Source organism: Pseudomonas sp. NPDC088890 (assembly GCF_044900155.1).
Classification (GTDB): domain Bacteria; phylum Pseudomonadota; class Gammaproteobacteria; order Pseudomonadales; family Pseudomonadaceae; genus Aquipseudomonas; species Aquipseudomonas urmiensis.
The window spans coordinates 51502-73864 of the sequence record NZ_JBJDNG010000011.1; the positions used below are offsets into that span (position 1 = coordinate 51502).

22 protein-coding genes are annotated in these 22363 nt (G+C 61.6%); 7 read left to right on the forward strand and 15 right to left on the reverse strand.

Translation table 11 applies throughout. From position 1 onward, the window contains the following. Positions 1-155 precede the first annotated feature (155 nt). The 3 genes from ACI2JX_RS20685 (at position 156) to ACI2JX_RS20695 (ending at position 2669) form a co-directional block, all read left to right on the forward strand. Positions 156-1163 (forward strand): methionine ABC transporter ATP-binding protein, encoded by a 1008-nt coding sequence (locus tag ACI2JX_RS20685; RefSeq protein ID WP_186553191.1) that lies wholly within the window; start codon positions 156-158, stop codon positions 1161-1163. Next, positions 1163-1834 (forward strand): methionine ABC transporter permease, encoded by a 672-nt coding sequence (locus ACI2JX_RS20690; protein WP_186553190.1) that lies wholly within the window; start codon positions 1163-1165, stop codon positions 1832-1834. The genes ACI2JX_RS20685 and ACI2JX_RS20690 overlap by 1 nt, the downstream gene beginning before the upstream one ends. A gap of 64 nt (positions 1835-1898) precedes the next feature. Next, positions 1899-2669: a MetQ/NlpA family ABC transporter substrate-binding protein gene (locus ACI2JX_RS20695; protein ID WP_404690890.1), complete on the forward strand. Its 771-nt coding sequence runs from the start codon at positions 1899-1901 to the stop codon at positions 2667-2669. Between the two features lie 104 nt (positions 2670-2773). Here the strand turns inward: ACI2JX_RS20695 and ACI2JX_RS20700 are convergent, their stop codons facing one another. The 5 genes from ACI2JX_RS20700 to ACI2JX_RS20720 are packed head-to-tail and all read right to left on the reverse strand — an operon-like array spanning position 2774 to position 6655. Continuing rightward, positions 2774-3406 (reverse strand): SCO family protein, encoded by a 633-nt coding sequence (locus ACI2JX_RS20700; RefSeq protein WP_186553188.1) that lies wholly within the window; start codon positions 3404-3406, stop codon positions 2774-2776. Beyond that, positions 3403-4302 (reverse strand): heme o synthase, encoded by a 900-nt coding sequence (cyoE, locus tag ACI2JX_RS20705; RefSeq protein ID WP_404690891.1) that lies wholly within the window; start codon positions 4300-4302, stop codon positions 3403-3405. The genes ACI2JX_RS20700 and cyoE overlap by 4 nt, the downstream gene beginning before the upstream one ends. Next, on the reverse strand, positions 4287-5354 hold the full coding sequence (locus tag ACI2JX_RS20710; protein ID WP_264234243.1) for a heme A synthase: 1068 nt from the start codon (positions 5352-5354) through the stop codon (positions 4287-4289). The genes cyoE and ACI2JX_RS20710 overlap by 16 nt, the downstream gene beginning before the upstream one ends. A gap of 10 nt (positions 5355-5364) precedes the next feature. Then, positions 5365-5949: a hypothetical protein gene (locus ACI2JX_RS20715; RefSeq protein ID WP_368972638.1), complete on the reverse strand. Its 585-nt coding sequence runs from the start codon at positions 5947-5949 to the stop codon at positions 5365-5367. Next, positions 5915-6655, reverse strand: coding sequence for an SURF1 family protein (locus tag ACI2JX_RS20720; protein WP_404690892.1), 741 nt, complete (start codon positions 6653-6655; stop codon positions 5915-5917). The genes ACI2JX_RS20715 and ACI2JX_RS20720 overlap by 35 nt, the downstream gene beginning before the upstream one ends. 63 nt (positions 6656-6718) lie before the next feature. Between ACI2JX_RS20720 and ACI2JX_RS20725 the strand changes: the two genes are divergently transcribed. Further along, complete coding sequence (locus ACI2JX_RS20725) at positions 6719-6922, forward strand: twin transmembrane helix small protein (protein ID WP_186553183.1); 204 nt, start codon at positions 6719-6721, stop codon at positions 6920-6922. A 137-nt stretch (positions 6923-7059) separates the two neighbouring features. On the opposite strand, the gene ACI2JX_RS20730 is transcribed toward ACI2JX_RS20725, so the two are convergent. From ACI2JX_RS20730 to coxB, 4 genes are read right to left on the reverse strand one after another with little or no spacing between them, the layout of a single operon-like run. Then, complete coding sequence (locus ACI2JX_RS20730; RefSeq protein WP_186553182.1) at positions 7060-7947, reverse strand: cytochrome c oxidase subunit 3; 888 nt, start codon at positions 7945-7947, stop codon at positions 7060-7062. Positions 7948-7963: 16 nt separating this feature from the next. Continuing rightward, positions 7964-8530: a cytochrome c oxidase assembly protein gene (locus ACI2JX_RS20735; RefSeq protein ID WP_264234237.1), complete on the reverse strand. Its 567-nt coding sequence runs from the start codon at positions 8528-8530 to the stop codon at positions 7964-7966. A gap of 10 nt (positions 8531-8540) precedes the next feature. Further along, positions 8541-10130, reverse strand: coding sequence for a cytochrome c oxidase subunit I (gene ctaD / locus ACI2JX_RS20740; protein WP_186553180.1), 1590 nt, complete (start codon positions 10128-10130; stop codon positions 8541-8543). 43 nt (positions 10131-10173) lie between these two features. After that, positions 10174-11301 carry a cytochrome c oxidase subunit II gene (gene coxB / locus ACI2JX_RS20745; RefSeq protein WP_264234236.1) on the reverse strand — a complete coding sequence of 376 codons (1128 nt, stop codon included), beginning with the start codon at positions 11299-11301 and terminating at the stop codon, positions 10174-10176. Positions 11302-11688: 387 nt separating this feature from the next. Between coxB and ACI2JX_RS20750 the strand changes: the two genes are divergently transcribed. Next, positions 11689-12330: a hypothetical protein gene (locus tag ACI2JX_RS20750; RefSeq protein WP_404690893.1), complete on the forward strand. Its 642-nt coding sequence runs from the start codon at positions 11689-11691 to the stop codon at positions 12328-12330. Positions 12331-12433: 103 nt separating this feature from the next. Here the strand turns inward: ACI2JX_RS20750 and ACI2JX_RS20755 are convergent, their stop codons facing one another. The 6 genes from ACI2JX_RS20755 to prlC all read right to left on the reverse strand — a co-directional run bounded on the left by ACI2JX_RS20755 (position 12434) and on the right by prlC (position 20887). Beyond that, positions 12434-13966, reverse strand: a complete 1533-nt coding sequence (locus tag ACI2JX_RS20755; protein ID WP_404690894.1) for a SulP family inorganic anion transporter — start codon at positions 13964-13966, stop codon at positions 12434-12436. A gap of 191 nt (positions 13967-14157) precedes the next feature. Next, positions 14158-14880, reverse strand: a complete 723-nt coding sequence (locus ACI2JX_RS20760) for a carbonic anhydrase (protein ID WP_186553176.1) — start codon at positions 14878-14880, stop codon at positions 14158-14160. A gap of 398 nt (positions 14881-15278) precedes the next feature. Continuing rightward, the gene (locus tag ACI2JX_RS20765) at positions 15279-16337 is read right to left on the reverse strand and encodes a PA0069 family radical SAM protein (protein ID WP_264234230.1); all 1059 of its coding nucleotides are present in this window, start codon (positions 16335-16337) and stop codon (positions 15279-15281) included. 69 nt (positions 16338-16406) lie between these two features. Then, positions 16407-18443: a M3 family metallopeptidase gene (locus tag ACI2JX_RS20770; RefSeq protein WP_404690895.1), complete on the reverse strand. Its 2037-nt coding sequence runs from the start codon at positions 18441-18443 to the stop codon at positions 16407-16409. A 114-nt stretch (positions 18444-18557) separates the two neighbouring features. Next, on the reverse strand, positions 18558-18839 hold the full coding sequence (locus ACI2JX_RS20775; RefSeq protein ID WP_189661663.1) for a YheV family putative zinc ribbon protein: 282 nt from the start codon (positions 18837-18839) through the stop codon (positions 18558-18560). Beyond that, positions 18836-20887 (reverse strand): oligopeptidase A, encoded by a 2052-nt coding sequence (gene prlC / locus ACI2JX_RS20780; protein ID WP_404690896.1) that lies wholly within the window; start codon positions 20885-20887, stop codon positions 18836-18838. The genes ACI2JX_RS20775 and prlC overlap by 4 nt, the downstream gene beginning before the upstream one ends. A gap of 102 nt (positions 20888-20989) precedes the next feature. On the opposite strand from prlC, the gene ACI2JX_RS20785 reads away from it, so the two are divergent. Next, positions 20990-21538, forward strand: a complete 549-nt coding sequence (locus ACI2JX_RS20785; RefSeq protein ID WP_264234222.1) for a gamma carbonic anhydrase family protein — start codon at positions 20990-20992, stop codon at positions 21536-21538. A gap of 132 nt (positions 21539-21670) precedes the next feature. After that, on the forward strand, positions 21671-22321 hold the full coding sequence (locus tag ACI2JX_RS20790) for an HAD family hydrolase (RefSeq protein ID WP_264234219.1): 651 nt from the start codon (positions 21671-21673) through the stop codon (positions 22319-22321). Positions 22322-22363: the final 42 nt, after the last annotated feature.

Sequence of the window (22363 nt, forward strand, 5' to 3'; positions counted from 1 at the left end):
CGACAGGCGTTCAATCAGGTTTACCGGCTGTCGCGTTATATCCGCGCGATTGGTCGGTTACGAAATAAATGCTAAGAACAGCTATGGGAAAAGGCTAAAATGCGCGCCCGGCTAACCGCTGACCCAACTTCCATGCGCCCCACAAGGTTCGCTACGTGATCGAGTTTCAACATGTGCACAAGACCTACCGCGTCGCCGGTAGGGACATCCCCGCCCTCAATCCGACCAGCCTGACCATTGAAAATGGCCAAGTGTTCGGCCTGATCGGCCACTCCGGCGCCGGCAAGAGCACCTTGCTGCGCCTGATCAACCGCCTTGAAGCACCAAGCGGCGGCAAGATCATCGTCGATGGCGAAGACGTCACCGCGTTCGACGCCAACCAGTTGCGCGGCTTCCGCCAGCAGGTCGGGATGATCTTCCAGCACTTCAACCTGCTGGCCTCCAAGACCGTTGCCGACAACGTCGCCTTGCCGCTGCTGCTCGCCGGCGAGCTGTCGCGTGCCGAGATCGACAAGCGCGTGACTGAATTGCTCGCCCGCGTAGGCCTGCAGGACCACGCCAAAAAGTACCCCGCCCAGCTGTCTGGCGGGCAGAAGCAGCGCGTCGGTATTGCCCGCGCCCTGTCGACCCGGCCGAAAATCCTGCTGTGCGACGAGGCCACCAGCGCCCTCGACCCGCAAACCACCGCTTCGGTGCTGCAGCTGCTGGCGGAGATCAACCGGGAACTGAAACTGACCATCGTCCTGATCACCCATGAAATGGACGTGATCCGCCGGGTCTGCGACCGCGTGGCGGTGATGGATGCCGGCCAGATCGTCGAGCAAGGGCCGGTGGCCGAGGTGTTCCTGCACCCGCAGCACCCAACCACCAAGCGCTTCGTCCAGGAAGACGAGCAAGTCGACGAAGGCGAGCAGCGCGACGACTTCGCCCACGTGCCAGGGCGCATCGTGCGCCTGACCTTCCAGGGTGAAGCCACCTACGCGCCGCTGCTGGGCACTGTGGCCCGCGAAACCGGTGTCGACTACAGCATCCTCGCCGGGCGTATCGACCGCATCAAGGATGTCCCCTATGGGCAGCTGACCCTGGCCGTGACTGGCGGCGACATGGAGGCGGCGTTCGACCGCTTCAAGGCAGCTGATGTACATATGGAGGTACTGCGTTGATGGACGCCCTGAATTTCTTCGCTAACGTCGACTGGGCCGAAATCTGGCTCGCCACCATCGACACCATGATCATGCTGTTCGGCTCGCTGTTCTTCACCGTGCTGCTGGGCCTGCCGCTGGGCGTGCTGCTGTTCCTGTGCGGACCGCGGCAGATGTTCGAGCAGAAGGGTGTGTACGCGCTGCTGTCGCTGGTGGTCAACATCCTGCGCTCGCTGCCGTTCATCATCCTGCTGATCGTGATGATCCCGATCACCGTGCTGATCACCGGCACCTCGCTGGGCGTCGCCGGGGCTATCCCGCCACTGGTAGTCGGGGCCACGCCGTTCTTCGCTCGCCTGGTGGAAACCGCCCTGCGTGAAGTGGACCGCGGCATCATCGAAGCGACCCAGTCGATGGGCGCCACTACCCGCCAGATCATCACCAACGCACTGCTGCCAGAGGCCCGTCCGGGTATCTTCGCCGCGATCACCGTGACGGCCATTACCCTGGTGTCGTACACCGCGATGGCCGGCGTGGTCGGTGCCGGCGGGCTGGGTGACCTGGCGATCCGCTTCGGCTACCAGCGGTTCCAGACTGACGTCATGATCGTGACCGTGGTGCTGCTGCTGATCCTGGTTCAAGTTCTGCAAAGCGTCGGCGACAAACTGGTCGTGCACTTTTCCCGTAAGTAACCCCAATGGGGTCGGCCCAGCCGACCCGTTCGGGGGCCGTCGCGGCCCTCACAAGGAGTGAATGATGAAAAAACTGCTTGCTGTCGTCGCCGCCGCTGCGGCCTTCTCGGCCAATGCCGACACCCTGACCGTTGCCGCCACCCCGGTGCCGCACGCCGAGATCCTCGAGTTCGTGAAGCCGCAACTGGCCAAAGAAGGCGTCGACCTGAAGGTCAAGGTATTCACCGACTACATCCAGCCAAACGTGCAGGTCGCTGAGAAGCGCCTGGACGCCAACTTCTTCCAGCACCAGCCGTACCTGGATGAGTTCAACAAGGCCAAGGGCACCAACCTGGTCAGCGTGGCCGGCGTGCACCTGGAGCCGCTGGGCGCTTACTCGAGCAAGCTGAAGAAGCTCGACGAGCTGCCCTCCGGCGCTACCGTGGTCATTCCTAACGACGCCACCAACGGCGGCCGCGCCCTGTTGCTGCTGGACAAGGCTGGGGTGATCAGCCTCAAGGACAAGACCAATATCCTGTCCACCGTGAAAGACATCACCGGCAACAGCAAGGACCTGAAATTCCGTGAACTGGAAGCTGCGACCATCCCGCGTGTGCTGACCCAGGTCGACCTGGCGCTGATCAACACCAACTATGCGCTGGAAGCCAAGCTCAATCCTGAGAAGGATGCCCTGGTGATCGAAGGCAGCGACTCGCCTTACGTGAACATCCTGGTGGCGCGTCCGGATAACAAGGAATCTGACGACATGAAGAAGCTGGCAGCAGCCCTGCATTCGCCTGAGGTGAAAGCCTTCATTACCGAGAAGTACAAAGGTGCGGTGATTCCGGCGTTCTAAGCCGCCTGGAACGCTAATCGCGGGGCAAGCCCGCTCCCACGCCAATGTCCTACTTAGAGCAATGGCGTGGGAGCGGGCTTGCCCCGCGATGTTTTTAGGACGATTCAGTCGCGCTTAACCAGCCCAGGCAACTGCGCCACCAGCTTCTGGTTATTGAACGGCGCCCGAATGAACCCGCGCTGACGCCCATCCGGCCCGACAATCGCCAGGTTGCCGCTGTGATCCACGGTATACCCAGGCTTGCTGGTATCGGCAGGAATGAACGGAATGCTCAAGGCATTGGCCAGTTTCTGGGTATCCTCGATCGACCCCGCCAAGCCTACGAAATCCTTGTCGAAGTAGCCCAGGTACTGCTTGAGTTGATTGGCCGTATCGCGGTTTGGATCGACGCTGACCAACACCACCTGAAAACGCTCCAGCGCTTGCTTGGGCAGCTCGCTCTTGACCTGGCGCAGCTGGGCCAGGGTAGTCGGGCAGATGTCCGGGCAGTAGGTGTAGCCAAAGAACAGCAACGACCACTTGCCCTTGAGCTCATCGAGCGCCACCGGCTGGCCGTTCTGATCATGCATGGTCACATCCGGCACAGTGCGGCTTTGCGGCAGCAGGATGATGCCGGCATCGATCAGTTCGGTGGGGTTGGCCTCGCCGCGACCATTGAGCACCTTGTTGACGGTCAGGCCGAGGATCAACGCGACCACGGCGACGAGGATGAAGACGGTTTTCTGGGTTCGGGTCATAGATTCAGCAACAAGTAGTGATCAACGAGCAGCGCGATGAACAGGGCGAACAGGTACCCGATAGAGTACTTGAAGGTCTTGATCGCCGCGTGCGGCCGGGTGCCACGGTACAACACCCAGGCCCACTGGACAAAGCGCAGGCCCAGCAGCAGCGCACAGCCCAGGTAGAGCGGCCCGCTCATGTGAATGGCGTAAGGCAGCAGACTGACCGCCAGCAGCACCCAGGTATACAGCAGGATATGTAGCTTGGTGTAACGCTCGCCGTGGGTCACCGGCAGCATGGGGATTTCGGCCTTGGCGTACTCCTCGCGGCGGTGAATGGCCAGGGCCCAGAAATGCGGAGGGGTCCAGGCGAAGATGATCAGTACCAGCAACAAGGGTTCAGCACTGATATGCCCAGTCACCGCGACCCAGCCGAGTAACGGCGGGGCAGCTCCGGCCAACCCACCGATGACGATGTTCTGCGGCGTGGCGCGCTTGAGAAAGCCGGTGTAGACCACGGCGTAGCCAAGCAGCGAGGCCAGCGTTAGCCAGGCAGTCAGGGGATTGGTAAAGGTCAGTAGCAGGGCCATGCCCAGCAGCGCCAAGACCAGGGCAAAGCTCAGCGCCAGCACCGGCGCGATTCGCCCCTCAGCCAACGGCCGCTTATGTGTACGCGCCATCAAGGCATCGATACGCCGGTCGACCACATGATTGACCACTGCCGCAGCGCCCGCACACAAGCCGATCCCCAGGTTGCCGAACACCAGCACGGCCCACGGCACGCCCGCGCGGGTGGCGAGGAACATCCCCGCCAGCGAGGTGATCAGCATCAGCACCACCACCTTGGGCTTGGTCAGCTCCAGGTAATCGCGCCAGCCGGCCTGCTGCCGGCGTTCACTCAGAACCGTCGCCACGTGTCATTCCTCATCGGTACATGCGCACCCGCCACGCGGGTGAAGCGCCAGCCATGGCCCAGGCGAACCTTGTCGACGACCCGAATGCGGTAGTTCACCAGCATCATCGTCAACAGCAACGCGGCGCCGCCAGCGTTGTGTGCCACGGCCACCGCCAGCGGCAGGTGCAGCAGCACATTGCTGATACCCAGGCCGATCTGTACCGCCAAGGCCAGCAACACCAAGCGCGCCAGGCCGGCCAGGCCGTTGCGATAGAGCTTCCAGCTGAGCAGCAGCAATACCGCCGTCACCAGTAGGGCGCCAAGCCGGTGGCTGATATGAATGGCGGTGCGGGCGTCACTGTCCAGCTGCCCGCCAAGGTAGTTTGGGCCGACGTGCTGGGTCAGATGGAAGCCGTTGCTGAAGTCCGCCGCCGGCCACCATTGGCCATGGCAGGTCGGCAGATCGATGCAGGCGACCGCGGCGTAGTTGGCGCTGACCCAGCCGCCCAACGCGATCTGGCCGATCACCACCAACAGCGCCAACGCCGCTACCCGGCGCACGCTCAGCGGCAGTTTTGGCAAGGGCGCAAATGCCCGAGATAGACGCAGGGATAACAGGAACAGCAGGCTCAAGGTGGTAAAGCCGCCAAGCAAGTGCGCGGTGACCACCTGCGGCCAGAGTTTCAGGGTTACCGTCCACATTCCGAACGCCGCTTGCGCCAGCACCACCCCTAGCAACAACAGCGGCAAGCGATAGGGCTGACCGTCACGCGCATGGCGGCGCACGGCTTGGAAAGCGAGCAGGGCAATCACCAGTGCCAGGGCCCCGGCAAAGTAGCGGTGGACCATCTCCGCCCAGCCTTTGGCCGCTTCCACCGGGTGTTCCGGGAAATGCAGTTCGGCGTGGGCCAGCTGAGCGTCGGACTTGGGCACGCTGATAAAACCGTAGCAGCCCGGCCAGTCGGGGCAACCCAGGCCTGCATGGGTGAGGCGGGTATAGGCACCGAGCAGAACGACCACAAGTGCCAGCAGGGTGGCGAACACGGCGAGGCGGTATCCGGGTCTGGCCATGGTTTGGCTCCTATCCGATGTTGGACAGCTTGAGCAGGTGACGCAGATCGTCCAGCACGTGCTTGCCCTTGACCTTGGCGTCGTAGCGCAGCACCAGGTTGCCGTGCGGATCGACGATCCACAGCTGCGGGCCAGGCTCGCTGACCTTGTGGCCGTAGCGCTGCAGGTCGAGGGGATAACGCTGTAGTTGCGGGTACTCGCGGCCGAGCAACGCTTGGTAATCAGCGGCCAACGGCTGGGCACTGGCCAACGCATGGCTGGCACGGCTGGCGTCGCGACCCAGGCCTACCTGAATCTGCCGGGCCAGGTACACCAGCTGCTGGCAGTCCTCGGCACAGGCGGCAGGTGCGCTGACCAACAGCTGCCAGCGCTCACCCTGCGCATCGATACCGATATCGGCCCGGGTCTGGCCGTTGCCGATCATTGCGCCGTGATAGCTGCGCCCCTCAGGCACCCAGAACTTGAACTTGTACATGCTGGTGGCCAGGATCATCGGGCCGACCGCCACCAAAAGAATCAGCAGCAGCTGCAAACGCCCGCGGGCTCTAGGTTTGCGGCCTTCAGGCACGTCCAGTGGACTCGTGGCGGTGCTCATGGTCGTTCTCCTTTTTGTGGTGCCAGCCGAAGTACAGGTAGAGCAATACCAGCGCCGCCGACAGGGCGAACCACTGCACGGCATAGCCCAAGTGCTTTTCCGGGCCCATGGCGACTACCGGCCAGTCCAGCCGATAGCTGCCAGGGCCAGGCTCCAGGCGCAGTTCATGGGCAAAGCCGTCGCGGCCTAGCTGCTGCCACAGTTGGCCGGCGTCGATGGTGGTCAACAGCTGCGGCCATTGCTCGCCGACTGGGTCGGCGTGTAATTGGAAGGCACTGCCCGGCGTTACGTAGACCGAGGCTTGCAGGGTCAGCGCTTGTGCAGGGGTGTCGAAGGCCACTGGCACGCGCCGATCAGGCCACGGCAACCAGCCTCGATTGACCAGCAACCACAGGCCGCTGGCCTGATCGTGGAACGGTTGCAGCAACTCGACGCCCGCGCGGCCATCGCGCAGGCGGTTATCCAGCAGCAGGCTGTGCTCGCTGTCGAAACGGCCATGCAGGTGTACCCGGTAGAACGCTGGATCGGGCAATTGCTCGATTTGCGCTATGGCCAGTGGCGCCTCGACGCGGCGTTCGGCATAGGTATCGAGCAGCACGCGTTTTTCATCGGCCCGGCGCAATTGCCAGCAGCCGAGCGCGATCAAGCCCGGCAGCAGCGCTAGCACTACCAAGGTGGGTACCAGGCCTGGGCGAAACGGCTTCACCGGGGCCTCGTCAGGTCGAGCGCTATACTCAAAGTCATCACTGCATCCCCCCGGAGTGCCGCCATGCTCAAGGCCGCGATTGTCCTATTGCTGTTGGCCACTATCGCCAGCCTGTTCAGTGGCCTGGTGTTTCTGGTCAAGGACGATGAGAACTCGACCCGCTTGCTCAAGGCGCTGACGGTGCGGGTCACCCTGGCGGCCCTGACGCTTGCGCTGGTCACCTGGGGCTTGATGAGCGGCCAGCTGGTGTCTCACGCGCCCTTCTGAATTTTGGGGCCGCTTTGCGACCCATCGCAGGCAAGCCAGCTCCTACAGGTATTGAGTCTTCATGCATTGCGCAGTACCTGTAGGAGCTGGCTTGCCTGCGATGGGCTGCAAGGCAGCCCCCAAACCCCCAGCCAAACTCAAAGCACATAGACAAAAATAAACAGCCCCACCCAAACCACATCGACGAAGTGCCAATACCAACTGGCCGCCTCAAAACCAAAGTGCTTGTCGGCATTGAAGTGCCCGCGCAACACCCGACAGAACATCACGATCAAGATCAAGGTACCCAAGGTCACATGCGCGCCGTGGAAACCGGTAAGCATGAAGAACGTCGCCCCGTAGATCCCCGACCCCAGGGTCAGGCCCAGATGGGTGTAGGCCTCGTAATACTCATAGGCCTGCAACGCCAAAAACGACAGCCCCAAGACAATGGTCAGCCCCAGCCACAGTTTCAGCGGGCCACGGTGATCCTTGCGCAACGCATGGTGGGCAATGGTGATGGTCACGCTGGAGCTGACCAGCAAGATGGTGTTGATCAATGGCAGGTGCCAGGGGTCGATGATGTCCTTGGGCGGCGGGAATAGTTTCGGGTCCGGCGTATGCAGCAGCGGCCAGGCAAACTCGAAGCTCGGCCAGAGCATGTGCGCCACGCCCTTGTCACCCTCGCCGCCCAACCATGGCCCGGCCAGCACCCGCACGTAGAACAGCGCGCCAAAGAAGGCCAGGAAAAACATCACCTCGCTGAAGATGAACCAGCTCATGCCCCAACGGAACGAACGGTCCATCTGCGGGCTGTACAACCCCGCCTTGCTCTCCTTGATCACCGCGCCAAACCAACCGAACAGCATGTAAGCCAGGCACAAGGCACCAACGAAGAAGATCAGCGGCCCGAGGGAATCCGGGTGGCCAGCCTTCATATCATTGAACCAGGTTCCCAGGCCGAACACGGTGATGAACATGCCGACCGTGGCGATGATCGGCCATTTGCTCTGCGCCGGGACGTAGTAGTGATCATGACTTGCCATTGCTGTTCTCCTTCCCTCAGCGGGCGCGCTGGACGTCCTCGGCGGCGACATGCGCAACCGGCGGGTGGCGAGCGGTGATGTCGAACAAGGTGTAGGCCAGTGTCAGGTGCTTCACGTTGCCCGGCAGGTCGCGGTCAACAATGAAGCGCACCGGCATCTCGATGCGTTCACCGGGCTGCAGCACCTGCTGGGTAAAGCAGAAGCACTCGGTCTTGTGGAAATACGCTGCCGCCTCGGCCGGGGTGATGCTGGGGATGGCCTGGGCGCTCATGGGTTTGTCGGTCGGGTTGTGGGCAACGAAGACCATCTGGTTCACCGCCCCCGGGTTGACCTCGATCTGGTCAGCGGTGGAGTAGAAATCCCAGACCATGTCGCTGGCATTGGTCGACATGAACTGCACGCGCACCGTGCGCGAGGGGTCGCTGACCTGGCTGCCCGCGTACTGCCCGCCAGTCTTGCCATTGATGCCGAACGCCTTGCACATCACGTCATAGATTGGCACCAGGGCAAAGCCGAAGGCGAACATCACCACCGTCAGCAGCAGCAGGCGTCGCACCAGGCGCTTGAGCGGCAGGCTGTTCATCGAGGCGCTCCTACTTCACTTGCGGTGGGGTCTGGAAGGTGTGGTACGGCGCCGGCGATGGCACCGACCACTCCAGCCCCTCGGCACCGTCCCATGGCTTGGCCGGTGCCGGGGCGCCGCCACGAATGCACTTGATGACGATGAACAGGAAGAAGATCTGCGTGGCGCCAAACATGAATGCGCCAACCGACGAGACCATGTTGAAGTCGGCAAATTGCAGGTTGTAGTCGGGAATCCGCCGCGGCATGCCGGCCAGACCGACGAAGTGCATGGGGAAGAAGGCCAGGTTCATACCGACGAACGACAGCCAGAAATGCAGCTTGCCGAGGGTTTCGTCGTACATGTGGCCGGTCCATTTCGGCAGCCAGTAGTAGGCCGAGGCGAAGATGCCAAAGATCGCCCCCGGCACCAGCACGTAGTGGAAATGCGCGACCACGAAGTAGGTGTCGTGGTACTGGAAGTCCGCCGGGGCAATCGCCAGCATCAGCCCGGAGAAACCACCAATGGTGAACAGAATGACGAAGGCGATGGCAAACAGCATCGGTGTCTCGAAGGTCAGCGCGCCCTCCCACATGGTGCTGACCCAGTTGAACACCTTCACCCCGGTGGGCACGGCGATGAGCATGGTGGCGTACATGAAGAACAACTCACCGACCACCGGGATGCCGACCACGAACATATGGTGGGCCCAGACGATGAACGACAGGAAGGCGATCGCCCCAGTGGCGTAGACCATCGAGGTGTAACCGAACAGCGGCTTGCGCGAGAACGCTGGGATGATCGAGCTGACCGCGCCGAATGCCGGCAGGATCATGATGTACACCTCGGGATGGCCAAAGAACCAGAACACATGCTGGAACAACACCGGATCACCGCCGCCGGCAGCGCTGAAGAAGCTGGTGCCGAAGTGGATGTCCATCAGCATCATGGTCACCACGCCCGCCAGCACCGGCATTACCGCGATCAGCAGGAACGCGGTGATCAGCCAGGTCCAGACGAACAGCGGCATTTTCATCAAGGTCATGCCGGGCGCACGCAGGTTGAGGATGGTGGCGATCACGTTGATCGCGCCCATGATCGAACTGACCCCCATCAGGTGAATGGCGAAGATGAAGAAGGTCACGCTGGCTGGCGCGTAAGTGGTGGACAACGGCGCGTAGAACGTCCAGCCGAAGTTCGGCCCGCCGCCAGGGCTGAACAGGGTCGAGACCAGCAGCAGGAAGGCCGCCGGCAACAGCCAGAAGCTGAAGTTGTTCATCCGCGGCAGGGCCATGTCGGGGGCGCCGATCATTAGCGGGATCATCCAGTTGGCCAAGCCGACGAAGGCCGGCATCACCGCACCGAACACCATGATCAGGCCATGCATGGTGGTCATCTGGTTGAAGAACGCTGGCTCCACGATCTGCAAGCCCGGCTGGAACAGCTCGGCGCGGATCACCATGGCGAACGAGCCGCCAAGCAGGAACATGATGAAGCTGAACCACAGGTACATCGTGCCGATGTCCTTGTGGTTGGTGGTCAGCACCCAGCGCATCAGGCCCTTGGCCGGACCGTGGGCGTGCTCATGGCCGTGGGCGTGGTCGTCGATCACTGCACTCATGTCCTGTCTCCTGCAATCCACTGGCTGCGGCGGGGATAGCGGTTCATTGGCCTTCTGCCTGCTTGAGCGCCAGTACATCCTTCGGCGTGACCATGTCGCCCTTGTTGTTGCCCCAGGCGTTGCGCTCGTAGGTCACCACGGCGGCGATATCGACTTCCGAAAGCTGCTTGCCGAAGGCCGCCATGGCGGTCCCCGGCTTGCCGTGGAAGACAATCCCCAGGTGCGCATCCTTCGGCCCGGTGGCGATCTTCGATCCCTTGAGCGCCGGGAACATCGGCGGCAAGCCCTGGCCCTCGGCCTGGTGACAGGCCACGCAAGTGGTGTGGTAGACCTTGTCGCCACGCTCGACCAGCTCTTCAAGCGTCCATTCCTTGCTGGTCAGCTCCTTGAGCTTGGCCGCTTCAGCCTTGCGCTCGCCAAGCCAGGTGTCGTAGTCGGCCTTGGACTTGACCTCGACCACCACCGGCATGAACCCGTGGTCTTTGCCGCACAACTCGGTGCACTGGCCGCGATAGATGCCGGGCTTCTCGATCCGGGTCCAGGCCTCGTTGACGAAACCAGGGATGGCGTCACGCTTGACCGCGAAAGCCGGCACCCACCAGGAGTGGATGACATCGGCGGCAGTGACCAGGAAGCGCACCTTGGCGCCCACCGGCAGTACCAGCGGCTGATCGACTTCGAGCAGGTAATGCTCGTCTTTGGGGGCCTTGTTCTGGATTTGCTCGGCGGGGGTGGCCAGGTTGCTGAAGAACTCGACGTCCTGACCGAGGTATTTGTAGTGCCATTTCCACTGGTAGCCGGTGACCTGGATGTCGATGTCCGACTCGCTGGCGTCATAGATGTCGATCAGGGTCTTGGTGGCCGGGATGGCCATCACGACCAGAATCAGGAAGGGGACCACGGTCCAGAGAATTTCTACCCAGGTGTGCTCGTGGAAATGCGCCGGCTGCTGGCCGGTGGAGCGGCGGTGGATGACCATCGACCAGAACATCGCGCCGAATACCACGATACCGATGACCACGCAGATCCAGAAGATGGTCATGTGTAGGTCGAACACAGCGTGGGAGACTTCCGTAGCCCCCGGTGCCATGTTGACGGTCCATGCGCCGTGCGCCTGACCGAAAACCGACCACAACAGAAGGCCCATCCAGACATGTGGATGTCGCATCATTGCGGGTTCCCCTTATCGTTCTTGTAGTCCCGGAGGCGTAGACCTTGGGCAAGGGGGGGCGGCAGTCAAGACAGCCTACTTCGACGACCGAGCTCCTCTGCAAACTGCAGGCGGGCCTCATCAACGAATCACGTTCAACCCGAGTATAGACAGCGACCAATGGCGCGCAATGCAGCCTATGAAATGATCGTCACGAATCGACAAAAACACTTGAAAGCCGCATGAATGCTGGGCTCTGGCACAATAGTGGCACCGTGATATATCGCAGCGCGCACACGTTTGCCTGTTTTATAACAAATGCGTCTTAGGCATTCCGTATACCGAGCTAACTTAGAGTCTTCCGTAAAATATGTCTTCCGTTTGTCATCCCTTGTCCCTGGAGTTGTCATGAACATCGCTGCTGTACGCGAGCAGATCAAACAAGCCCATCAACATGAGAGCCTGACCGGCCAACTGAAACAACGACTCGAGGCGCAGCTGCCTCACCTGCATCCTTCGATCCAACTCCCCGAGCAGGATGCCCAGGGCACCATGGCGCGCTTCGTCGGCGCCTACATCGATGAGGTTCCGCAACTGCTGGAGGCTGCCCATGAGGTGGCGCGTGAGGCCGGAATCGAATCGCAGATCAAACCGGTGTTGAAGATCGCCGAGGCCTACTTCCTGCAGCCACCGAGTGTGATGGCCGGGCATGTTGGCCTGGATTGCCTGCTGGATGAGGCGTACTTGGCTCATCGTTTGGTAGAGGAGGTCAATGACCTGTACATCCGCCACTTCCAGCAGCCGTTGATTCCGGTGGATACCACCGTGGCCAACGTGATTGCCCATCAGCTGATTGGCGAGACGTTTGCCAATCAGCTGGATGAGGTGGTGCATCATTCGGTGGATGAGATGTTGAATGATGAGAGTTTTGCCCTGGAATCGGTGGAAGCCTATCGGGCCAAGCTGAGCAGCCCTGAGACGGGCGAAGCGTGGAAGCGTTGGCCGTGCCTGTCGCGCCAACTCGGTGTCGAGCTAGGACAGCCGGCCTGAAGTGTCTTGATATAACGCCATCGCGGGGCAAGCCCGCTCCCACGCCAGGCATTACGCAGGCTGCGTGGGAGCGGGCTTGCCCCGCGATGGCGTTTTCCGGGTATTAAACCCCCACGCCAGCCGTAGTCCGAATCCTGCCCTCGATCCTGCGCTTCAACCGCCGCTGCTCGATCTTCAACCTCGATCCCTTGGCGGCATTACTGCGTCCCCAGTCCTCGAGCAATTCCAGGCACGAGTGGTCGATATAGCTGAGATTACCCAACGGCACATGCAAGGTCGTCCCGGCCGGTACCGCTTCGAGTACCTGGGTCAGCGCCGGCACCTTGAGGAAGGTGGCCGCGCCGCTCAAACGCAGCTCCATATGCCCAGGCTTGTCCAGCGTGACCAGATTGATCTTCAGCCGTGCAGCTTTGAACGCCAGCTTCAACAGGGTCAGGGCAAAGCCCAACAGCACCCCGGTCAGCAGGTCAGTGAAGATAATCGCCAACGCGGTCGCCGCGTAGGTGAACATCGGCATCCGCCCATAACGGCCAAGCCCGCGAAAGGCCTTGAAATCGACCAGTTTGACCCCGGTGTAAACCAACACACCGGCCAGGCTCGCCACCGGAATCTGTTGCAGCACGCTGCTCAGCACCACCACGAACGCCAGCAGCCAGAGGCCATGCAGGATCGCCGAGGCGCGGGTCTGTGCACCGGCCTGGACGTTGGCCGAGCTGCGCACGATCACCCCGGTCATCGGCAGTGCGCCAAGGATGCCGCAGAGCATGTTGCCGATACCCTGGGCCGACAGTTCCTTGTCGAAGTCCGAACGTTGGCCACTGTGCATGCGGTCTACCGCTGCAGCCGACAGCAGGGTTTCGGCACTGGCGATGAAGGCCAGGGCAAAAGCGGCTACCAGCAAGGTCGGATCGGCCAGTTTCAGCAAGTCATCAGGCCGTAGCCAGTCGATCGCCTCGGACAAATCCGCCGGCACCACCACGCGATTGACTGGCAACGCCAACCACATGCTGATCATCGTCATCGTCGCCACGCCCAACAGCGCACCGGGAACGAAACGCAGACGCTGCGGGCGCCAGCGCTCCCAGGCCCACATCATGGCGATGGTGCCCAGCCCTAATGCGCCCGCCTGCCAGCCACTGCCCGCGTTTTCCAGCGGCATCGCCGCCATTAACGTCGCAGGGAATTCCAGCAGGTTTTGCAGCCCCGAAGGCTGCGGTGCGGTGTCGAACATCACATGCACCTGAGACAGCACGATCAGCACACCAATACCGGCGAGCATGCCGTACACCACCGCAGGCGCGGTGACCCGGAACCAGCAACCCAGGCGAAAACGCCCGGCCAGCAGTTGCAGCAGACCGGCCAACAGCAGGATCGGCCCGAGCATGGCCATGCCATGCTGGCGCACCAGCTCGAATACCAGTACTGCCAAGCCTGCGGCAGGGCCGCTGACTTGTAGCGGCGAGCCTGCGATAAAGCCCACCACGATGCCACCGATGATGCCGGTGATCAGGCCCTTGGCCGGCGGCATGCCCGAGGCAATCGCGATGCCCATGCACAAGGGCAGGGCCACCAGAAAGACCACTACCGACGCCAGCAACTCACGCGGCAGGGCCGCTTTGATCTGTGTCTTGTTCACCCTACTTCTCCTTTCTCTATCACACGGCCATTCCGCTGGCCGTGGGCACGTGGGACCCCTGACTCGCGCCCAGGCGCGGGCCGCCAGCAGCTATGCCGGCAAGGCAGTCAGGGAAATTCAAGGCAGCCGAAGGCCGCACCACACCCCTAGGGGTGTAGCCGGCTATCAAGGTCTTAAGGTGTCAGGGTCGCTTAGTAGCGGCCTCTCGGGGTGGCGCTAGGGATCGGCTCGCCTGCGGTCAGCGGCAGGAAGCGGTCGCTGGCGGCATCATAGGCTTCGATCTTGCTGGTCTCGATGTCGTAGATCCAACCATGGATATACAGCTGACCGGCAGCCAGGCGCGAGGCCACAGAGGGGTGAGTGCGCAAGTGATGCAGCTGGGCGATGACGTTCTCTTTGGTGACCACTTGCATGGTCTCGTGCTCACTGCCACACGAGCAGTTGTCCTCGACCACCGTGCGCGCGACCTCAGCATGGCGCAGCCAGGCTTTGACCGTTGGCATCTTTTCCAACGAATTGGGGTTGAGTACCGCACGCATGGCGCCGCAGTCAGAGTGGCCACATACGATGATGTGGTGCACGCCCAAGGCCAATACGGCGTATTCGATGGCGGTGGACACGCCGCCGTTCATCTGGCCGTACGGCGGCACAACGTTACCGACGTTACGAGTCACGAACAGATCGCCAGGCGAGCTCTGGGTGATCAGCTCAGGGACGATGCGCGAATCGGCGCAAGTGATGAACATGGCGCGCGGCTTCTGCGCGGTGGCGAGCTTCTTGAACAGCTCCTGCTGCTCCGGAAACACGTCATGGTGGAAGCGCAGGAAGCCGTCGACGATATGCTTGAGGGCGGCATCGGCGCTCTCGGCGGGAGCATCAGCCGGAGTGGCCTTGGATGGGTCCTTGATGGGCATGATTCATCCTCTTGACGGTGTGTAGGTAAGTTCCATTTTACCGGTTAAAGATCATGGCTATGCGTGGAATTAGATGACGCGCAGGGGCCATTAATCACAGTCGGTGTGGACTGATTTCATACGCTACGGGAGAAAACTTAATTGAAACTGAATTTGAAGGCTCTAGAACGGGCGTTCCAGCTTCATGAGGCGGGACTTTGATAATAGCAAAAAAACATCAAACGCCAAGACCCATTAGTAAAAATAGTGTGAAGTATTAGTTGTACTTGTTGTTTCGGCGGTGACTTCTTCGCGGGCAAGCCCGCTCCCACAGGGGTAGCGTTGATCATCAGAACGGCGCTGTCCCTGTGGGAGCGGGCTTGCCCGCGAAGAGGCCAGTATGATCAAGGCTCAAAGGTTCAGAACAACGCCATCTGCCCACCCGGTGGACAAAATGCCGAGCAGTCCAACACCTGTGCCTCCCGCCCTTCGAACTGCAACCGACGCATTGCCCGGGCAAACCGCTGCGCCAGCAACTCGGCAAACACGCCTTCACCCCGCATTCGCGAACCAAAACGGCTGTCATACAACTCGCCGCCTCGGCTTTGGCGAATCAAGCTCAGTACATGCGCCGCCCGCTGCGGGTAGTGATCCTGAAGCCACTGCTCGAACAACGGCGCCACCTCCAATGGCAGACGCAGCATCATGTAGGCCGCGCTTTGCGCGCCAGCCTCCTTGGCCGCCTCCAGCAGATGCTCAAGCTCACTGTCGTTGATCATCGGAATCATCGGCGAGCACAGCACGCCCACGGGCACACCTGCCTCGCGCAACACCTTAATCGCCCGCAAACGCGCCTTTGGCGCGGCCGCCCGAGGCTCGAGTACACGCTTGAGCTCATCGTCCAGCGTAGTCAGGCTGATCATCACCCGCGCCAGGCGCTGGCTCGCCAGCTCGGCAAGCACGTCGAGATCGCGCAGGATCAGCGAACCCTTGGTGACGATGGTCACCGGATGGCGATAGCGCAACAGCACTTGCAGCAGGCGTCGGGTGAGCTGCTGTTCACGCTCGATGGGCTGGTAGGGATCGGTATTGGAGCCCAGATTGATCGGCGCGCAGATGTAGCCAGGCTTGCTCAGTTGTTGCTCGAGCACTTCGGCAGCGTTGGTCTTGGCGATCAGCTTGGTTTCAAAGTCCAGGCCTGGCGACAGGTCCCAATAGGCGTGGCTGGGGCGGGCATAACAGTAGATGCAGCCATGCTCGCAGCCGCGATAAGGGTTGATCGAACGGTCGAAGGGCAGGTCGGGCGAGGTGTTGCGGGTGATGATGGTCTTGGCCGTCTCGATCCGCACCTCTGTGCCTTGGGTAGGCGGGACTTCCTGGTACCAGCCATCGTCCTCGGCCACCGAACGGTTAGCGGCAAAGCGGTTGTCGGGGTTGTGGGTCGTACCACGACCTCGAACCGGTGCTGGAGTGTGCATGGCTGTGCCCTGATACTGTTTTTATATACAGTATCCGAGTACATGCATTTGCTCCAGCACCGTTGGGCATTATTCTGGCGCGGCCTCCAACCCATTCCAGCGCAAGTAGGCATCAAGGTTCAATGGGCGACCCAGGAAGTCTGCAACGCTCATCGCCAGGCTTCGCGATATTCCATGAGCAATGAATTTCTCGCGCAACGCATGCCCCGTTGCCCCGTCGCGCAAGCCCACTTGCTCGAAGCAGGTAAATAGATCGACGGCGTGGGCATCCGACCACAGATAGGCAAAATAGCTCCCATCGTAGCCACCCACCAGATGCTCGAACGCCTGGGCTGGCCGCTCGAATTCGGCCAGTGGCCTGCCGAATACCTGGCGGTAACTGTCCTCTACACGCACCTGTAGGGCTCGACCGTCCTTCACATTGCGATGCAGATCCAGGTCCAACAGGGACAGCGCCAACCCCCTGGCAACTTCACCAACAGCATCACGCTGCAAGCGCTTGAGCACAGGTTGCAGCGTCGAAACGGTCAGTCTCCCCCCGGTCTGGTAATCCGCTGAAATGCTGGCCAGAAACTCTGCCGACCAGACCCAACGCTCGAGCAACTTGCTGCACACCTCATTACCTACCCTGCCCAACCGGCGGGTATCGGACAGCAAATGATTGCGGGTTCGCAGCAAAAGATGCTGCAGGGCATGGCCGAATTCATGGAACAGTTTGCGCAATGCCAAGTGGTCCAGCAGTGGCGGGGCGCCGTCGACGGCCTCGGGCACATCACAGAAGATCATTGCCATAGGCCCGTGGTAGACACCCTCGGTATCGACCCGGCGATTGAAGGCATAGCTGGTGTAGACACTTCCAGGCTCCTTGCCCTCCCGGGCAACGCCATCCACATAGAGGTGGCCGATGGTTGCGTGATGTTCAACCAACTCGAAAGTCAGCACCTCAGGATGCCAAGCCTGCACCGAGGTCACCGGTACCAAGGCGATACCGAACAGCTCTCGAGTCAGCTCTACAAGCGCCGCGATAACCTTGTCATAGGGGAAAAACGCGCGTACCTGTTCTTCATCAAGTGCCGTTAGCCGGTCTTGCAGCGAGTGCTGCAGGTTGGCGACATCCCAAGGTTTGAGCTGATCAAGGCCTTGCTCCTTGGCCTGTTCCAGCAATGTGCGCCAGTGCCCCTGTACCACGGGGGTGACCCTTGCTTGCAGGTCCTGGAGAAAACCTTGTACTTCACTCCAGGCCCCCAGGTTTTTCTCCTCCAGGCTGAGCGCCACGGCATCTGTAAAGCCAAGCAACTCAGCGCGTTCCTGCCTGACCTGGGCCAACGCCTGTAGCACTGGGCCGTTATCGAGCGCGGGGTCATCGTGCGCGCCGCGGGTGTGGTAGGCCCGATACACCTGCTCGCGTAGCAAGCGATCCTGGGCGTACTTGAGGACCGCCTTGCAGGGCTGATCTTCACAGGGCACCAACCAGCCTTGAAGGCCTGCGGCGTGGGCATGAGCGGCCAGTTCTGCAAGGTTGCGCGCAGGCAGGCCGCGCAGACGCTGCTGATCTTGGACATGTATTTTTCGATCGCTGACCGAGCGATCCAGATTGTCGCCAAATTCACGCTGTAGACGAGCAATCGTCGTGTCTAGCTCACCCAATCGTTGCCGTGCCGACTCATCCAACAGTACGCCTGCCAGACGAAATTCGCGCAAACGCTTCTGCAGGGTCAGCTGCTTGTCCGCAGAGAGGCCACGGCCAATTTCGCTCTCAGCCAAGCGCTGATACAGCTGGTACAAACGCAGGTTTCTGTCCTTTTGCTTGAACCAACTGTCCACTTTGCCCAACAGCTCAATCACCAAATCAGACCAATCAGGGCCACGAGTGTGCAGAGGCATGACGCTATACGCAGCGCCCTGCAGGCGTGCCTCCAATTGATCCACGGCCAGCACCAGGTCATCCCAGGTCGGCAGCTGTTGCTGGCGTTCGATGATCTGCTCAAGCAGCGCTTCATCGGTACTTGCCAGGGCATGCTCTACAGCCGACTTCAGGTGTTCCAGGGTGACCTGGTCGTAGGCGATCAACCGATCGCCACGCAGCAAGGGGTTTGGGTTAGGCATGGGACATCCTCGGACCTTGGGAGAAAGGTCCGAATGTGGGCTACCCACCGGCAATACAGGTGCTAAATAGCTAACACCGCACCGCCCAGGCAGATGCCTGGGCGGTGGGTCAAGTTACTCCGCAGGCTTCTTCAGCTTCGGATTGGGGAAGAACTGCACAGTCTGCACCTTGACCGGCTCGGCTTTGACCGCCTGCTGGTTGACCCGGGTGCCCAGCTCTTTGGGCACCGACAAACCCTGCTCATTGAGGGTGTCGGTAAAGCCACAGGCGACGCACTCGCGGTGCGGTACGCCATCCTCGTTCCACATCATCAACCGGTCCGGCTCGCTGCACGCCGGGCAGACAGCCCCGGCGATGAAGCGCTTCTTGGTCTTGATCACAGACACCTCACTCATGCCGCCGCGTCCTCGCTCAGGCCACAATGGCGCAGCAAGGCATCGATGGAAGGCTCACGGCCGCGGAAGTCGACGAACAGCACCATAGGCTCACGCGAACCGCCACGGGCCAGGATCGCCTCACGGAAGGCGCGGCCGGTCTCGGCGTTGAGCACGCCTTCTTCCTCGAAGCGCGAGAAGGCATCGGCCGACAGCACTTCGGCCCACTTGTAGCTGTAGTAGCCCGCCGCATAACCACCAGCAAAGATGTGCGCGAAGCTGTTGGGGAAGCGGTTGTAGGCCGGCGGACGCATGACCGACACCTCGTCTCGTACGCCTTCGAGCACTTGCAGCACGCTGCGGCCATCGCCATGGCTGGCGTGCAGCTCGAAGTCGAACAGCGAGAACTCCAGCTGGCGCACCATCATCATGCCGGACTGGAAGTTCTTCGCCGCCAGCATTTTGTCCAGCAGGTCCTGAGGCAGTGGCTCGCCGCTCTCGTAGTGGCCGGAAATCAGCGCCAGCCCTTCCGGCTCCCAGCACCAGTTTTCCATGAACTGGCTCGGTAGCTCGACCGCGTCCCAGGCCACACCATTGATACCCGACACACCCGCGTGCTCGATGCGGGTCAGCAGGTGGTGCAGGCCGTGGCCGAACTCGTGGAACAGGGTGGTGACTTCATCGTGGGTCAGCAGCGCAGGCTTGCCAGGGGCGGCCGGGGTGAAGTTGCATACCAGGTTGGCCACTGGGCTCTGCAGAGTACCCGCCTCGGTACGACGACGGTCGCGGGCGCCGTCCATCCAGGCGCCGCCGCGCTTGTTGGCACGGGCATACAGGTCGAAGAAGAAGCGGCCGACGTGCTGGCCGTTTTCTTTGATCTCGAACAGACGCACGTCAGGGTGCCAGGCATCGAAGCCCTTGAGTTCGGCAATTTCGATGCCGTACAGGCGCTGGACGATGGTGAACAGGCCAGACAGCACCTTGTCGATCGGGAAGTAGGCGCGCAGGGTTTCCTGCGAGACGCTGTAGCGCTGCTCACGCAGCTTCTCGCCAAAGTAGCCAGCATCCCAGCTGGCCAGCTCCGGGCAGCCCTGCTCGGCAGCGTAGGCCTTGAGCTGGGCCAGGTCCTGGGCGGCAAATGGCTTGCTGCGCTTGGCCAGGTCACGCAGGAAGCTCAATACCTGGTCGCTGGATTCGGCCATCTTGGTCGCCAGGCTCAATTCGGCGTAATTGGCGTAACCCAGCAGTTGGGCCAGCTCTTGGCGCAGGTCGAGGATCTCGCCCATTACCGGACCGTTGTCGAACTGGCCAGCGTTCGGGCCTTGATCCGAGGCGCGAGTGCAGTAGGCGGCGTACAGCTCTTCGCGCAGGGCGCGGTCGCTGGCGTAGGTCATTACCGCGTAGTAGCTGGGGAATTCGAGGGTAATCAGCCAGCCGTCGAGGCCCTTGGCCTGGGCAGCGGCGGCCATCTGTGCCTTGGCCGACTCCGTCAGGCCGGCCAGTGCGGTTTCATCGGTAACGTGCTTGGTCCAGGCCTGGGTGGCATCGAGCAATTGGTTGGAGAAACGGCTGCCCAGTTCGCTGAGCTTGCTCTGCACTTGGGCATAGCGCTGCTGCTGGTCTGCCGGCAGGTCGATACCCGACAGGCGGAAGTCGCGCAGAGCGTGTTCGAGAATGGTTTTTTGCGCCACGTCGAAACCTGCCGCTTCCGGGCTGTTGGCCAGGGCATGGTAGGCCTCGAACAGCGCGCGGTTCTGGCCAAGCTCGGTGGAATAGGCGCTCAACGCAGGCAGGCAGGACTCATAAGCCTCGCGCAGCTCTTGGCTGTTGCACACCGCATTGAGGTGGCTGACCGGGCTCCAGGCAGCGCCGAGGCGGTCGTTGAGTTCGTCCATCGCCAGCACCAGGCCCGCCCAGGTCGGGGCTTTGCCTTGCTCGGCGAGGATCTTGGCGATGGCTTGGCGGTTGTCGGCCAGGATCTGTTCGATCGCCGGCAGCACATGTTCGGCACGGATCGCCGAGAAGGGCGGCAGATCGTAGGACTGCAGAAGTGGGTTGTTCGCACTCACGGTTTAGATACCTTGGCAGGAGAAACACGGGACCATCTTAATTACAATCGACGCCGTCCGCAGCAGGCAGCCCGCCTATTGGCAATCAAGAGAGGCGCTATCATGGCCATTCGAAACTTCCAGCAACACACTCCGAAAGTTGGACCACGCGCTTTTATCGACCGTTCGGCGGTGGTGCTGGGGGATGTGGAGATCGGTGAAGACAGCTCGGTCTGGCCACTGACGGTGATCCGCGGTGACATGCACCGCATCCGCATTGGCGCGCGCACCAGCGTGCAGGATGGCAGCGTGCTGCACATCACCCATGCCGGGCCGTTCAACCCCGATGGCTTTCCACTGATCATAGGTGACGAGGTGACCATCGGTCACAAGGTCATGCTGCATGGCTGTACCCTGGGTAGCCGGATTCTGGTTGGCATGGGCAGCACCATCATGGATGGCGCGGTGGTCGAGGATGAGGTGATCATCGGTGCCGGCAGCCTGGTGCCGCCCGGCAAGCGCCTGGAGAGTGGTTACTTGTATGTGGGTAGCCCGGTGAAGCAGGCGCGGGCGCTGACTGACAAAGAGCGGGCGTTTTTCCCGTACAGTGCCAGCAATTACGTCAAGCTCAAGGACCAGCATCTGGCCGAAGGCTACGACCAACCCGAATGACGCTATCGCGGGGCAAGCCCGCTCCCACGAGAGTTCCACAGCCCTACAAGTTTTAGCAACCTACTGGGCTATCGTGGGAGCGAGCTTGCCCCGCGATGAGGCCCTCAAGACAACCCCAGTGGACCGCACCGCATGCACCAGCAGAACATCCTCTTCGACCTCGACGGCACCCTGACCGACCCACGCCTGGGCATCACCCGCTCGATCCAGTACGCGCTCGCCAAGCTGGGCATCGACGAACCCGACCTGACCCGCCTGGAACACTTCATCGGCCCGCCGCTGTTGCAGGCGTTCATGCAGTTCTATCGCTTCGATGAGGCCAAGGCCTGGGAGGCGGTGAATTTCTACCGGGAACGTTTCAAAGTCACCGGTCTATACGAAAACCTGGTGTTCGACGGCGTGCCGGCGTTGCTCCAAGCGCTCAACGGCCAGGGCCGGACCTTGTATGTCGCGACCTCCAAGCCGTGGCAATTCGCCCGCGAGATCGCCCGGCATTTCGACTTCGCCCATCACTTCAAGGTGATCTACGGCAGTGAGCTGGATGGCACCCGCACCAACAAGGTCGAGTTGATTGGCCACCTGCTGGAGCAGGAAGGTCTGGACCCGGCGCAGACTCTGATGATCGGCGATCGCAAACATGACCTGATCGGCGCGCGCAGCAATGGCTTGCAGGCGGTGGCAGTGGGCTATGGGTTTGGCAGTCGCGAGGAGTTGGTGGCTGAGCAACCGGCGTTCCACTTTGAGACGCTGGCTGAGTTGCATCAGGCCTTCATCAACGGCTGAGCCGTCCGCCCTCATCGCCGGGCAAGCCCGTTCCCACGCAGG